Annotated in this window: 9 protein-coding genes and 1 riboswitch; of the genes, 7 read left to right on the forward strand and 2 right to left on the reverse strand. The window is 61.7% G+C overall.

The features are described 5' to 3' along the window. Positions 1–102 precede the first annotated feature (102 nt). The 3 genes from TAN611_RS21395 to panS all read left to right on the forward strand — a co-directional run bounded on the left by TAN611_RS21395 (position 103) and on the right by panS (position 4,742). A complete protein-coding gene (locus TAN611_RS21395) occupies positions 103–1,911 on the forward strand; it encodes a sodium:proton antiporter (protein ID WP_105232851.1) in 1,809 nt (602 codons plus the stop codon). Positions 1,912–1,962: 51 nt separating this feature from the next. Further along, positions 1,963–2,158, forward strand: a riboswitch (Lysine riboswitch). A 108-nt stretch (positions 2,159–2,266) separates the two neighbouring features. Next, positions 2,267–3,634, forward strand: a complete 1,368-nt coding sequence (lysC, locus tag TAN611_RS21400) for a lysine-sensitive aspartokinase 3 (protein ID WP_105232852.1) — start codon at positions 2,267–2,269, stop codon at positions 3,632–3,634. 184 nt (positions 3,635–3,818) lie between these two features. Beyond that, entirely contained in the window at positions 3,819–4,742 is a 924-nt protein-coding gene (gene panS, locus TAN611_RS21405) for a ketopantoate/pantoate/pantothenate transporter PanS (protein WP_105232853.1), read from the forward strand. A gap of 68 nt (positions 4,743–4,810) precedes the next feature. Here panS and TAN611_RS21410 read toward each other — a convergent pair whose 3' ends face one another. Beyond that, complete coding sequence (locus TAN611_RS21410) at positions 4,811–6,460, reverse strand: Na/Pi cotransporter family protein (RefSeq protein ID WP_105232854.1); 1,650 nt, start codon at positions 6,458–6,460, stop codon at positions 4,811–4,813. 300 nt (positions 6,461–6,760) lie between these two features. Here TAN611_RS21410 and TAN611_RS21415 point away from each other — a divergent pair, with 300 nt between their 5' ends. After that, a complete protein-coding gene (locus TAN611_RS21415) occupies positions 6,761–7,507 on the forward strand; it encodes an SDR family oxidoreductase (protein ID WP_197950550.1) in 747 nt (248 codons plus the stop codon). Positions 7,508–7,517: 10 nt separating this feature from the next. On the opposite strand, the gene metH is transcribed toward TAN611_RS21415, so the two are convergent. Next, positions 7,518–11,198: a methionine synthase gene (metH, locus tag TAN611_RS21420; protein WP_203066985.1), complete on the reverse strand. Its 3,681-nt coding sequence runs from the start codon at positions 11,196–11,198 to the stop codon at positions 7,518–7,520. A 254-nt stretch (positions 11,199–11,452) separates the two neighbouring features. Between metH and iclR the strand changes: the two genes are divergently transcribed. From iclR to gntU, 3 genes are all read left to right on the forward strand, one after another. Next, positions 11,453–12,283 (forward strand): glyoxylate bypass operon transcriptional repressor IclR, encoded by an 831-nt coding sequence (iclR, locus tag TAN611_RS21425; RefSeq protein ID WP_105232857.1) that lies wholly within the window; start codon positions 11,453–11,455, stop codon positions 12,281–12,283. A 261-nt stretch (positions 12,284–12,544) separates the two neighbouring features. Further along, entirely contained in the window at positions 12,545–13,084 is a 540-nt protein-coding gene (gene gntK / locus TAN611_RS21430; RefSeq protein WP_105232858.1) for a gluconokinase, read from the forward strand. Further along, the gene (gene gntU, locus TAN611_RS21435; protein ID WP_203066986.1) at positions 13,081–14,418 is read left to right on the forward strand and encodes a gluconate transporter; all 1,338 of its coding nucleotides are present in this window, start codon (positions 13,081–13,083) and stop codon (positions 14,416–14,418) included. The genes gntK and gntU overlap by 4 nt, the downstream gene beginning before the upstream one ends.

Below are 14,418 nucleotides of genomic sequence, written 5' to 3' on the forward strand. Positions count from 1 at the left end.
CTTTTTCCCTATAATTGAGCTAACGGCCTGTTATCAGGCCGATCTGGTTGTCATCAAATTGTGTCATTGTTGACCATATCGTTGTTGAAAGGGATCGCTCTCATGGAACTCTCCGCCCCGTTGATGTTGGTGGTTATCGGCTTAAGCTCGCTGCTGGCGCAGTGGCTCGCCTGGTTATTACGCCTGCCGGCAATACTGCCGCTGTTGCTGTTCGGCATTATTTTAGGCCCGGTGGTGCATCTGGTGCAGCCGGACGGGCTATTCGGCGATCTGCTGTTTCCGCTGGTGTCGCTGTCGGTGGCGATCATCCTGTTTGAAGGCGCGCTGACGCTGCGGGTGGAGGAGATCCGCGGGCTGGGCGGCGTGGTGCGCAATCTGGTCACCGTCGGCATGTTGGCGACCTTTATGACCATCGGCGTCGCCTGCTGGTGGCTGCTGGACTTTCCGCCGGAACTGGCAGCGCTGATCGGCGCGGTGACGGTGGTTACCGGCCCGACGGTGATCGCCCCGCTGATGCGCGTGGTGCGGCCGAACGCCAGGATTAACCAGGTGCTGCGCTGGGAAGGGATTGTGATCGATCCGGTCGGCGCCATCTTCACCCTGCTGGTGTTTGAATTTATCGTGCTGCAGCAGAACGCCGAATCCTATACCCATCTGTTCTGGACGCTCGGCGTCACCGCCGCCGTCGGGCTGATTGCCGGCGCGCTGTTCGGCTACCTGCTGGGCATTGCGCTGCGCCGCGTCTGGCTGCCGCGCTATCTGCAGAACCTGGCGGTGCTGGCGATTATGCTCACCGCCTTTGGCCTGTCCAACGCGCTGGCTGACGAATCCGGCCTGCTGACCGTGACGGTGATGGGCATTTGGCTGGCCAATATGCGCGACGTGGACACCAGCGATATTCTGGCCTTTAAGGAAGAGCTGTCGGCGATTCTGATTTCGGCGCTGTTTATTATTCTGGCCGCCCGGCTGGATATCAACGCGCTGTGGCAGATGGGCTGGCCGCTGTTGGTTTTGCTGCTGGTGGTGCAGTTTATCGCCCGCCCGCTGTGCATTGCGCTGTCAACCTGGCGCTCCAGCCTGCACTGGCGCGACCGCCTGCTGCTGTGCTGGATCGCGCCGCGCGGCATCGTGGCGGCGGCGGTCAGTTCGCTGTTTGCCCTGACCCTGCAGCGCAACGGTTATGCTGGCGCAGACCGGCTGGTGACGGTGGTGTTCGCTATTATTATCGGCACCGTGGTGCTGCAAAGCCTGACCAGCGGCATTATCGCCCGCTGGCTGCGGGTACAGCAGCAGAAACCGCGCGGCGTGCTGATCGTCGGCGCCAACGGCGTGGCGCGCACGCTGGCGCAGGCGCTGATGAAAATGAACGTGCCGGTGATGGTCACCGACAGTAGCTGGGAGTATTACCGCCAGGCGCGGATGGAGGGCATTCCCGCCTATTACGGCCATGCCTACTCGGAACACGCCGACAACACCCTCGATCTGAGCGACACCGCCCAGGTGCTGGCGTTGTCGCCCAACCGCCACCAAAACGCGCTGGCGGTGTACCACTTCGGCCATATTTTCGGCGACGATCACGTGTTCGCCATCCGCTCCGGCGCGCCGCTGAAGGGACGCGCCAACAGCACGGAAAGTTCCCGCTTCCGCCGCCATGAGATCCTGTTCAATCACGAGGCGACCTACGCCCGCCTGAGCAGCCTGATCGCCAAAGGCGCCGTCATCAAGGTGACCCGCCTCAACGACAACTTTGGCTGGCCGGAATATCTGGAGAAAAACCGCGGCGTCATCCCGCTTTTTTATCAGCGAGAAGACGGCAGTTTGCAACCGATCGGCGCGGGTTCAACGCCAACTATGCCCTGCACGCTGATTGCGCTGGTGCAAGATGAAAAACCCTCAACGCCCGGCCGTTGACAGCAGCGGTTAAACCGGCTATTCCTATCAGCCTACTTGCGCACCCGTGCGCAAGCCAGAAGAGGCGCGTCGCCCAGGTACAGTGTCGGAGGAGCCGTTATCCCATGACGGCACTGGAGGGGGAGCGACGCCGAGGTACGCCGCCCATTCGGCTAAGCGGCGTGTCGGCTACAGGGGCTGAATCCCCTGGGTTGTCACCAGGACTGTCCATGGCGGACGGTCGGCAAGGTGGGGCGCTTCTGGGTGTATCGTAGCAACCCCTACGTCTGCTCCCTGTTTACCGCTCTCCCCCGTGCCAAGGCTTATTAGCGATAGAGTCGTCAGATACGATATCCCTGACACGAGGTTTTTTTACATGAATCAAGCAGCACCCCAATCTTCCCCCGTGGTGGCCAAGTTCGGCGGCACCAGCGTCGCCGATTTTGAGGCCATGAACCGCAGCGCCGACGTGGTTCTGGGTAATCCTGACGTACGACTGGTGGTGCTTTCCGCCTCCGCGGGCGTCACCAATCTGCTGGTGGCGCTGGCCGCCGGCAGCGAAAGCGAGCAGCGCAGCTATCAGCTCGACGAAATCCGCCGTATCCAATACGCCATTCTCGATCGCCTGGACAACCCCGCCGTCGTCCGCGAGGAGATCGACCGCATGCTGGAAAATATCGCCATGCTGTCGGACGCGGCCGCGCTGGCCACCTCCAGCGCACTGACCGATGAGCTGGTCAGCCACGGCGAACTGATGTCCACCCTGCTGTTTGTAGAGATTCTGCGCCAGCGCCAGGCGCAGGCCGAATGGTTCGACGTGCGCAAGGTGATGCATACCGATGACCACTTCGGCCGGGCGACGCCGGACGGCGCGGTGCTGAAAGAGCTGGCGCAGACACTGCTGCAGCCGCGCCTGCAAACGTCGCTGGTGGTCACCCAGGGCTTTATCGGCAGCGAAGCGAAAGGCCGCACCACCACGCTGGGCCGCGGCGGCAGCGACTATACCGCCGCGCTGCTGGGCGAAGCGCTGAACCTCAGCCGGGTGGATATCTGGACCGACGTACCCGGCATTTACACCACCGACCCGCGCGTGGTGCCGGCCGCCAAACGTATCGATAAAATCGCCTTTGAAGAGGCGGCGGAGATGGCCACCTTCGGCGCCAAAGTGCTGCATCCGGCCACCCTGCTGCCGGCGGTGCGCAGCGATATTCCGGTATTTGTCGGCTCCAGCAAGGATCCGGCCGCCGGCGGCACGCTGGTGTGCAACACCACCGAAAACCCACCGCTGTTCCGCGCGCTGGCGCTGCGCCGCAAACAAACGCTGCTGACGCTGCACAGCCTGAATATGCTGCACGCCCGCGGCTTCCTGGCGGAAGTGTTCAGCATTCTGGCACGCCACAATATCTCGGTGGATCTGATCACCACCTCTGAAGTCAGCATCGCGCTGACCATGGACACCACCGGCTCCACCTCCAGCGGCAGCAGCCTGCTGACCACCGCGCTGCTGACCGAACTCTCCTCGCTGTGCCGGGTGGAAGTGGAAGAAGACCTGGCTCTGATCGCGCTGATCGGCAATAAGCTGTCGCGCGCCTGCGGCGTCGGCAAAGAGGTGTTCGGCGTGATGGATCCGTTCAATATCCGCATGATTTGCTACGGCGCCAGCAACTACAACCTGTGCTTCCTGGTGCCGGGCAGCGATGCCGAGCAGGTGGTACGCACCCTGCACCATAATCTGTTCGAATAAGCCATACTGACAGGCGGTGGGCGCGGCAGGCTGCGCCCACCGCCTGATAACCCTGCCTGCCGCATTCTGACTAAAAAAAACACAACACAACACAACACAACACAACACAACACAACACAACACAACACAACACAACACAACACAACAACCATCCGCGTTATTTGGCCCAAGGAAAACCCGAATCATGTTGGCAACCTTCACCCGATTATTCCCGCTGTGGGCGGTGCTGCTCTCCGTCGCCGCCTACTACACGCCCGCCACCTTTACCGGCATCAGTCCTTACGTCAGCCCGTTGCTGATGCTGATTATGTTCGCCATGGGCGTCACGCTGCGGCTGGACGATTTTAAACGCGTGCTGGCACGCCCCGGCCCGGTGGCGGCCGGCATCTTTCTGCACTATCTGATTATGCCGCTGGCGGCCTGGCTGTTGGCGATGCTGTTTCATATGCCGCCGGACCTGTCCGCCGGGATGGTGCTGGTCGGCAGCGTCGCCAGCGGCACCGCCTCCAACGTGATGATCTATCTGGCCAAGGGGGACGTGGCGCTGTCGGTAACCATCTCCGCCGTTTCCACCCTGGTTGGCGTGTTCGCCACGCCGCTGCTGACGCGCCTGTACGTCGACGCCGACATCAGCGTCGATATCGTCGGCATGCTGCTGAGCATTCTGCAGATCGTGGTGATCCCGATCGGCCTCGGCCTGATTGTCCATCATCTGTTCGGCAAAGCGGTCAAACGGCTTGAGCCGCTGCTGCCGCCGCTGTCGATGGTGTGTATTCTGGCGATCATCAGCGCCGTGGTGGCCGGCAGCCAAAGCCATATCGCCTCCGTCGGTCTGGTGGTGATTATCGCGGTGATTCTGCATAACGCCATCGGCCTGCTGAGCGGCTACTGGGGCGGCAAACTGTTCGGCTTTGACGAGTCCACCTGCCGCACGCTGGCGATTGAGGTCGGCATGCAGAACTCAGGGCTGGCGGCGACGCTGGGCAAAATCTACTTTACGCCGCTGGCCGCCCTGCCGGGCGCGCTGTTCTCGGTATGGCACAACCTCTCCGGCTCGCTGCTGGCGGGTTATTGGTCCGGGCGGCCGATTAAGCCGGCGAAAAAATAATGCCGGCGCAAACGCCGGCATCACGTTGATAACAAGCAGGGGCGCCAGTGCGCCCCGTTTTTTTGCCGCTACAGCGTTCTCGGCGTATCCTCCCAGTCGCGCTCATCATCACGCTCATCCTGATCCAGCACGTTGTACGCCACCGCGCAGAACAGTGAGTTCAGACGCTTCATATCCCCCAGCAACCCCAGATGCAACGAACTGGTCTCAATACTCTGCACGTTCTGTTGGTGCAGACGATCGACGTGCGCGTGAGCATAACGCCGGTCCAGAATGCGGAAGCGGTGTTTGGAACGGCGCAGGCGTTTGGCGCTGGTGAGATCCGCCGACAGGAACACCGACAGGCTCAGGCGCAGGTTGGCCACCAGCCGCTCATGCAGCGCGTCCAGCTCCGCCAGCCCCTCCGGCGAGAACCCACGCCGCGCCGCGTGGGACTTGGCCGCGACATCGCCCGTCATCCGTTCGATGATGTCCCCGGCCTGCTCCAGGTTCAGCGCCATCTCGATAATCTCCGCCCAGCGGCGCGAGTCTTCCTCGCCCAGATCCTCTTTCTGAATTTGCGCCAGGTAGAGTTTTATCGCGGTGTACAGCACGTCGACATCGTCATCCAGCCGGCGCACCTCTTTGTCCTGCCCCAGTTTGCCATGCAGCACTTCGTGCTGCAGGATCAGCATATGCTCCACCACGTCGCCCATGCGCAGCGTTTCGCGCGCCGCATTGGCCAGCGCCAGCGACGGCGTATCCAGCGCGCTGCTGTCGAGGTGGCGCGGACGCAGGCGCGGGTCTTCTTCCGGCGCATCGGCGATCAACATGCGGCACAGCCGCGCCATCGGGTCGGCCAGCGGAATAAACAGCAGGCAGCGGATCAGGTTGTAGAACACGTGGAAATAGATCACCAGCTCTTCGCCCTGCACCGGCAGCCTGGCCATCCAGTCCGCGAGATAGGAGACAAACGGCAGCAACAGCGCGCTGCCCAGCAGCTTGAACAGCAGACTGCCCAGCGCCACGCGCCGTCCGGCCGCGTTCTGCCCGCTGCTGTTGATGCTCGCCAGCAGGCCGCTGCCGAGGTTGGCGCCGATCACCAGACACAGCGCCACCTTCAGCGAAATCACGCCGGAGGCGGTCAGCGTCGCGGTCAGCAGCACCGCCGCCAGGCTCGAATAGCTGATGATGGCAAACAGCGCGCCGGTCAGCGCGTCCAGCATCACATCGCCGGTCAGGGAGGAAAACAGCACTTTGACGCCGGCCGCCTGGGTGATCGGCGTCGCCGCCGCCACAATCAGCTCCAGCGCCAGCACGATCAGGCCAAGGCCGATAAATACCCGCCCCACCTGCCCCACGCGCGTCTGTTTGCGGCTGAGGAATAAAATGACGCCGACGAAAATCAGCAGCGGCGACAGCCAGGAGAGATCGAAGGTCAGCACCCGCGCCATCAGTGCGGTGCCGACGTCGGCGCCCAGCATGATCACCAGCGCAGGCGCCAGCCCCACCAGCCCCTGGGCGACAAAGGAAGTGACCAGCAGCGCGGTGGCGTTGCTGCTCTGCACCAGCGCGGTGACGCCGATGCCGGAAGCGAACGCCAGCGGTTTTTTCTCCACGCTGTCGCTCAAGATGCGGCGCAGATTGGCGCCGTAAACCCGCATAATTCCGGTGCGCACGATGTGGGTGCCCCACACCAGCAGCGCCACGGCGGAAAGCAGGTGAAGAAGGGTCAACACGGAAGGAACGCTCCCTTAACGTCCGGCAAGCTGGGCCATCCTGCCTGCCGGGCGTGAAAAAGGCAGGACAGCAAAACGGCGACGGGCCACATCCGCCAGGCGCTCAGCGCCGGCTTCCCTGGCCCGGAAAAAATGCTGCAACTTACCGTAATGTAACAGATTCGACGTGCAGATCAATTAACCGCCCTTCAACGGCAGGCGGCACGATTGCGCTGGCGCAGCCGGCGGCAAGCCCTTACTATCGGGCAGGATAAAGACGCGCTCATGAAGAGCAACGGCTACGAAAAACAAGGATGAAAGATGAGCAGACTGGAGAATAAAACCGCGCTGATCACCGGCGGCGCATCGGGCATCGGCCTGGCTATCGCCCAACGCTTTCTGGAAGAGCAGGCGCAGGTGATCATCACCGATATCGCCCCGCGTCGCGGGCAGCAGGCGCTGACGCAGCTTGCCGCCTACGGCGGGAAAATCCGCTATCTGCCCCACGACGTCACCAGCGAGAAGGAGTGGCAGACGGTATTCGAACAGCTGCGCCACTGGGCGCCGCGCCTGGATATTCTGGTCAATAACGCCGGCATCAGCCTGTACAAAAATATCGAGCAGACCTCCTACCGGGAGTGGAAAAAGATGCTGGCGGTCAATCTGGACGGCGTGTTCCTCGGCACCCGACAGGGCATTATGGCGATGAAGGCGCACGGCGGCAGCATTATCAATATCAGCTCGATTGAGGGACTGGTGGGCGACCCGAACCTGCCGGCCTACAACGCCGCCAAAGGCGGCGTGCGCCTGCTGACCAAGTCCGCTGCGCTGCATGCCGCCCGCAGCCGCTACGGCATCCGCATTAACAGCATTCACCCCGGTTATATTCATACGCCGATGATCGGCAATGACCCGGAAATGCTGCGGCAGTTAACGGCGCTGCACCCGATCGGCCATCTGGGCGAGGCGCGGGATATCGCCAACGCGGCGTTGTTTCTGGCCAGCGACGAATCGGCATTCGCCACCGGCACAGAACTGGTGATTGACGGCGGCTACACCGCGCAATAGCCCGGCACGCTTAGTCAGCGTCGTACCCCAGGTTCGGCGCCAGCCAGCGCTCTACCTCGCTGATGCTCATGCCTTTACGCGCCGCGTAGTCTTCCACCTGATCGCGCTGGATTTGCGCCACCGCGAAATACTTGCTCTGCGGATGGCTGAAGTACCAGCCGGAGACCGATGCCCCCGGCCACATGGCGAACGATTCGGTCAGTTGCATGCCGGTATGGCGCTCCACGTCCAGCAACTGCCAGATCTGCGCTTTCTCGGTATGTTCCGGGCAGGCCGGGTAGCCCGGCGCCGGGCGAATCCCCTGATAGTTCTCGCGAATCAGCTCTTCGTTGCTCAGGCTTTCATCCGCAGCGTAGCCCCAGTGCAGCTTGCGCACCTGTTCGTGCAGATATTCGGCGAACGCCTCCGCCAGGCGGTCCGACAGCGCCTTCACCATGATTTTATTGTAATCATCGTGCTGTGCGTCGTAGGCCGCCGCCAGCGCGTCCTCCTCCAGCCCGCCGGTGACGGCAAACGCGCCGAAGTAGTCCGCCTTGCCGCTGCTTTTCGGCGCGATAAAGTCCGCCAGGCAATAGTTGGCAAAGTCGCTTTTCTCGGTCTGCTGACGCAGATGACGGCTGACCGCCAGCAGCGTATCACGCTGCTCGTCGCGGTAGATTTCGATGTCGTCACCGACGCGGTTGGCCGGGAACAAGCCGTACACGCCGCGCGGATTGAGACTGCCGGAAGCCGCCAGCACGTCGAGCATCTGGTTGGCGTCATGGAACAGTCGTTTGGCCTCGTCCCCCACCACCTCATCTTGCAGAATACGCGGGTATTTGCCCGCCAGCGACCAGGTCATAAAGAACGGCGTCCAGTCGATATAAGGGCGTAGGGCGGCGATATCCGCCTGCACCGGGAAAACGCCCAGTTGCTGCGGCACCGGCGGCGTGTAGCTTTCCCACTCCAGCCGGGTAGCGTTGTCGCGTGCCTGCTGCAGGCTGACCGGCGGCGTGCGCGGTTTTTTACGCGCGTGCTGAATACGCACGGTTTCATACTCTTTGCGCGTGCGGGCGACGAATTCGTCGCGCTGCGTCGCCGACAGCAGCGCCGCCACCACCCCGACGGTACGCGAGGCGTTCTGCACATAGGTGGTCGGCCCGCTGTAGTTCTGCTCAATCTTCACCGCGGTATGCGCTTTGGAGGTGGTGGCGCCGCCGATCAGCAGCGGCAGGGTAAAGCCCTGGCGCTCCATCTCTTTAGCCACGTTGACCATCTCATCCAGCGACGGGGTGATCAGGCCGGAGAGACCAATAATATCGACGTTCTCTTCGCGCGCGGTTTTCAGGATCTTGTCGGTCGGCACCATCACGCCGAGGTCGATAATCTCGTAGTTGTTGCACTGCAGCACCACGCCGACGATATTTTTGCCGATGTCATGCACATCGCCCTTCACCGTCGCCAGCAGCACTTTGCCCGCAGTGGTGCCCTGCTGCTTGCTGGCCTGAATATAAGGTTCAAGATAGGCGACCGCCTGTTTCATCACGCGCGCCGACTTCACCACCTGCGGCAGGAACATTTTGCCCTCGCCAAACAGATCGCCCACCACGTTCATACCGGCCATCAGCGGCCCTTCAATCACTTCGATTGGCCGCTCCGCCTGTTGGCGCGCCTCTTCGGTATCCTGCTCGATAAATTCGGTAATGCCCTTCACCAGCGCATATTCCAGCCGCTTCACCACCGGCCAACCGCGCCACTCCGCCTGCTGAATATCGGCCTCTTTATCTTTGCTGCCGCGGTATTTTTCCGCCAGCGCCAGCAGCCGCTCGGTGCCGTCGTCGCGCCGGTTGAGGATCACATCCTCAACCGCCTCGCGCAGTTCGTCGGAGAGATCGTCATAAATCGCCAGCTGTCCGGCGTTGACGATGCCCATATCCATGCCGTTGCGGATCGCATGGTAGAGAAACACCGCGTGGATCGCTTCGCGCACCGGATCGTTGCCGCGGAAGGAGAATGAAACGTTGGAGACGCCACCGGAGATCATCGCGTGCGGCAGATGGGTTTTGATGTCGCCGCAGGCTTCGATAAAGTCGACGGCATAGTTGTTATGCTCGTCGATGCCGGTCGCCACAGCGAAGATATTCGGGTCGAAAATGATGTCTTCCGGCGGGAAACCGACCTTTTCGGTCAGGATCTGGTAGGCACGGCGGCAGATGTCAAATTTGCGCTCGCGGGTGTCCGCCTGGCCGACTTCGTCGAATGCCATCACCACCACCGCCGCGCCGTAACGGCGCACCAGTTTGGCGTGGTGAATAAAGGCCTCTTCCCCTTCTTTCATCGAGATTGAGTTAACGATGCCCTTGCCCTGGATACACTGCAGCCCTTTCTCGATCACCTCCCATTTCGAGGAGTCGATCATGATCGGCACGCGGGCGATATCCGGTTCGCCGGCGATCAGGTTAAGGAAGCGCACCATCGCCGCTTCCGCGTCGAGCATCCCCTCATCCATATTGATATCGATAATCTGCGCGCCGCTTTCCACCTGCTGCAGCGCCACCTCCAGCGCCTCGGCGTATTTATCCTCTTTGATCAGCCGCTTGAAACGGGCCGAACCGGTGACGTTGGTGCGCTCGCCCACGTTGACGAACAGCGTGTCGGCGTCGATATTCAGCGGCTCCAGGCCAGACAGGCGGCAGGCCACCGGCAGCTGCGGCAGCTGACGCGGCGGCACGCCCTCAACCGCTTTGGCCATCGCGGCAATATGTTCCGGCGTGGTACCGCAGCAGCCGCCGATAATGTTCAGAAAACCAGACTGCGCCCACTCGCCCACCTGGCTCGCCATCTCTTGCGCATCGAGATCGTATTCGCCGAAGGCGTTGGGCAGGCCGGCGTTCGGGTGTGCGGTGACGTAGCCTTCACAGATGCGCGACAGCTCCGCCACATACTGGCGCAGCTCATCCGGCCCCAGCGCGCAGTTAAGGCCGAAGGTCAGCGGCCTGACGTGGCGCAGCGAGTTGTAAAACGCTTCGGTGGTCTGCCCGGACAGGGTGCGGCCGGAGGCATCGGTAATGGTGCCGGAGATCATGATCGGCAGCGTGACGCCCAGCGCCTCAAACTCGCTTTCCACCGCAAACGCGGCGGCTTTGGCGTTCAGCGTATCGAAGATAGTTTCGATCATAATCAGATCGACGCCTCCCTCCACCAGCGCGCGGGTCGATTCGCGGTACGCTTCCACCAACTGGTTGAAGGAGATATTGCGGAACGCCGGGTCGTTAACATCCGGCGAGATCGAGGCGGTGCGGTTGGTCGGGCCGAGTACGCCGGCCACGTAGCGCGGCTTGTCCGGCGTGCGCGCCGTCCATTCATCGGCGCAGCGGCGCGCCAGACGGGCGGCCTCACGGTTGATCTCGGCCGACAGCGATTCCATATGGTAGTCGGCCATCGCGATGGGGGTGGCGTTAAAGGTGTTGGTTTCGAGGATATCCGCGCCCGCTTCCAGGTAGCCGTGGTGGATCGCGCTGATAATTTCCGGCTGGGTCAGCACCAGCAGATCGTTATTGCCTTTCAGATCGCTCTGCCAATCGGCAAAGCGCGCGCCGCGGTAATCCTGTTCTTCCAGCTTATAGCTCTGGATCATGGTGCCCATACCGCCGTCCAACACCAAAATACGCTGTTCAAGCTGCCGGCGCAGTTGTTCCACTCGATTCGTCACTGTAACCCCTTAATTCCCCGACCTTCTCCGGCGACAAACAGCAGCCTGCCGGCAGGTGTCGGGCAGATATTGCCATCACCCAATCGCTCGAAAATCGATTCATCCTAGCACAGTAAACCACCACAGAGCGCCGGGCGCTGGTTGAGAGTTTTTCAGGTTGCGCGCTAACACATCCGATGAGCGCAAACGCCGCTTGCAATCCATACTTAAAAAACGAAAATAAATTCCATGATACGGAAAAAGGAAGCGTAACCATGGCGACACCCGTTCCCGCCAAACGCGGCAAGAAGCCCCGCAGCGCCGCACCCGCTACCGGCAGCACCACCGGCCAGGTGCAGTCGCTGACCCGCGGCCTGAAACTGCTGGAATATATTGCCGAAGCACAAGGCAATGTCGCGCTGACCGATCTGGCGCAGCAGGCCGGCCTGCCCAATTCCACCACTCACCGTTTACTGACCACCATGCAGCAGCAGGGCTTTGTCCGTCAGGTCGGCGATCTCGGCCTGTGGACCATCGGTTCCCACGCCTTTGTGGTCGGCAGCAGTTTTCTGCAAAGCCGCAACCTGCTGGCCATGGTGCATCCGACACTGCGCCGGCTGATGGAAGAGTCCGGCGAAACCGTCAATCTGGCGGTGATGGACAAGGCCGAATATCAGGCGATTATTATCGATCAGGTGCAGTGCAACGCGCTGATGCGCATGTCGGCGCCAATCGGCGGCAAGCTGCCGATGCACGCATCCGGCGCCGGCAAAGCATTTCTGGCCGCGCTGGCCGATGAGCAGGTCACCAAATTGCTGCATCAGAAGGGTATGCATACTTACACGCCGCGCACCCTGACGCCGCATAACCTGAAGGAAGGGCTGGCGCAGATCCGCAAACAGGGCTTTTCTTTTGATGATGAAGAGCACGCGCTGGGGCTGCGCTGCGTTGCGGCCTGTATTTTCGACGAGCACCGCGAAGCCTTTGCCGCCATCTCCATTTCCGGCCCGGTGTCGCGCATTACCGACGACCGGGTGATCGAACTGGGCGCGCTGGTGATCCATGCCGCCAAAGAGATCAGCCTGGCTTACGGCGGCGTCCGCTGATTCCCCCAACCCTCTCTGCCGGGAGAGGGTTTCCGCGCTTTTCTGCTGATTCCCCGTCTGGGCGTACACATGTTAACCATGTGTAAAATTAAGCTGCCAAATTGTTTCCCTGCTAAGTAAAAGCTTGAAGCCGATCACAGTTAACGATCGTCAAAGGTAAAGCCGTTTGCCTCCTATACAGCTTGCCTCGAAAATGTTACCGATAACATGTTACCGGTAACAGAAGGCGGTAACGCCAATTTCAGGTTTGGGAGCTACACCATGACCAATAATCAAAACCGTATTTACGTCATCATGGGCGTTTCCGGCAGCGGGAAATCCGCCGTTGCCGCCGCGGCAGCCCGCCAATTGTCTGCCGGTTTCCTCGACGGGGATTTCCTGCATCCCCGCAGCAACATTACGAAAATGGCCGAAGGCGTTGCGCTGAATGATGACGACCGCGCCCCCTGGCTGGCCGCGCTCAACGACGCCGCCTTCGCCATGCAGCGCACCAACAACGTCTCCATCATCGTCTGTTCGGCGCTGAAAAAGCATTATCGTGACCGCCTGCGCGCCGGCAACGCCAACCTGTCGTTTATCTATCTGCATGGCGATTTCCCGGTGATCGAAGCGCGCATGGCCGCGCGTAAAGGCCACTTCTTCAAGCCGCAGATGCTGGTCTCACAGTTTGACGCGCTGGAGCAACCCGGCGCCGACGAAAGCGACGTGATGGCCGTGGACATCAACCAGCCGCTTGAGGCGGTGATCGCCGATACGCTGCAGCATATCCGCAGCTTTATGCCGCAGGAGGCGTGCGCGTGAGTACCCTGACATTAGTGGGTACCGCCGTCGGCTCGGTTCTGTTGCTGCTGTTTCTGGTGATGAAGGCGCGCATGCACGCCTTCGTCGCCCTGATGTTGGTTTCCATTGCCGCCGGTATTTTCTCCGGCATGCCGCTGACCACCATCGCCGATACCATGCAAAAAGGCATGGGCGATACGCTGGGCTTTCTGGCGATCGTTGTGGCGCTGGGGGCGATGTTCGGCAAAATCCTGCATGAGGTCGGGGCGCTGGATCAGATTGCCTCCTACCTGCTGAAACGCTTTGGTGAAAACAAGGCGCATTATGCGCTGGGCATCGCCGGTCTGGTGTGTGCGTTGCCGCTGTTCTTCGACGTCGCCATCGTGCTGCTGATCGGCATTGTGTTCGCCGTGGCGCGCCGCACCGACGGCAATATCGTCAAACTGGCTATCCCGCTGTTTGCCGGCGTGGCCGCCGCCGCGTCCTTCCTGCTGCCGGGGCCGGTGCCGATGCTGCTGGCCGCCCAGATGAAAGCCGACTTCGGCTGGATGATCGCCATCGGTCTGGTGGCGGCGGTGCTCGGTATGCTAATCGCCGGGCCGCTGTACGGCAGCTTTATCAGCCGCTTTGTGAACTGGCAGATGCCGGCTGACGAAGCCGAACCGGTCAAACTGAAGGGCACCATGCCCTCCTTCGGCTTCAGCCTGGCGCTGGTGCTGTGCCCGCTGGTGCTGGTCGGGATGAAAACCATCGGCGCCCGTCTGGTGACGCCGGGCACGCCGCTGCACGACTGGCTGGAGTTTATCGGCCACCCGTTCACCGCCATCCTGATCGCCTGCCTAATCGTGATTTACGGCCTGGCGAAACCGCGCGGCATGACCAATGAACAGACGCTGGCCATCTGCTCCGCCGCGGTACAGCCGGCCGGGATTATTTTGCTGATGACCGGCGCCGGCGGCGTCTTCAAGCAGATTCTGGTGGATTCCGGCGTAGGCCCGGCGCTGGGCGACGCCATGATCGGCGCGGGCCTGCCCATTGCCGTCGCCTGCTTCGCCCTTTCCGCGCTGGTGCGCGTGCTGCAGGGTTCGGCAACGGTCGCCTGTCTGACCACCGTCGGCCTGGTGCTGCCAATCACCAGCCAGTTGGGACTCGGCGGCGGCCAGCTGGCGGCACTGGCCATCTGTATCGCCGGCGGCTCTATCGTGTTGAGCCACGTTAATGACGCCGGTTTCTGGCTGTTCGGCAAGTTTACCGGCGCCAACGAGATGCAAACGCTGAAAACCTGGACGGTAATGGAAACCATCCTCGGCACCACCGGCGGGGTGGTCGGCATGCTCGCCTTCACCCTGTTCTGA

This window comes from Serratia sp. Tan611, from assembly GCF_905188235.1.
GTDB lineage: Bacteria > Pseudomonadota > Gammaproteobacteria > Enterobacterales > Enterobacteriaceae > Serratia_B > Serratia_B rhizosphaerae.

Coding starts and splice junctions, on each gene's coding strand:
- TAN611_RS21415 (WP_197950550.1), top strand. CDS start 6,761: ATGAGCAGACTGGAGAATAAAACCGCGCTGATCACCGGCGGCGCATCG.
- TAN611_RS21395 (WP_105232851.1), top strand. CDS start 103: ATGGAACTCTCCGCCCCGTTGATGTTGGTGGTTATCGGCTTAAGCTCG.
- lysC (WP_105232852.1), top strand. CDS start 2,267: ATGAATCAAGCAGCACCCCAATCTTCCCCCGTGGTGGCCAAGTTCGGC.
- iclR (WP_105232857.1), top strand. CDS start 11,453: ATGGCGACACCCGTTCCCGCCAAACGCGGCAAGAAGCCCCGCAGCGCC.
- gntK (WP_105232858.1), top strand. CDS start 12,545: ATGACCAATAATCAAAACCGTATTTACGTCATCATGGGCGTTTCCGGC.
- panS (WP_105232853.1), top strand. CDS start 3,819: ATGTTGGCAACCTTCACCCGATTATTCCCGCTGTGGGCGGTGCTGCTC.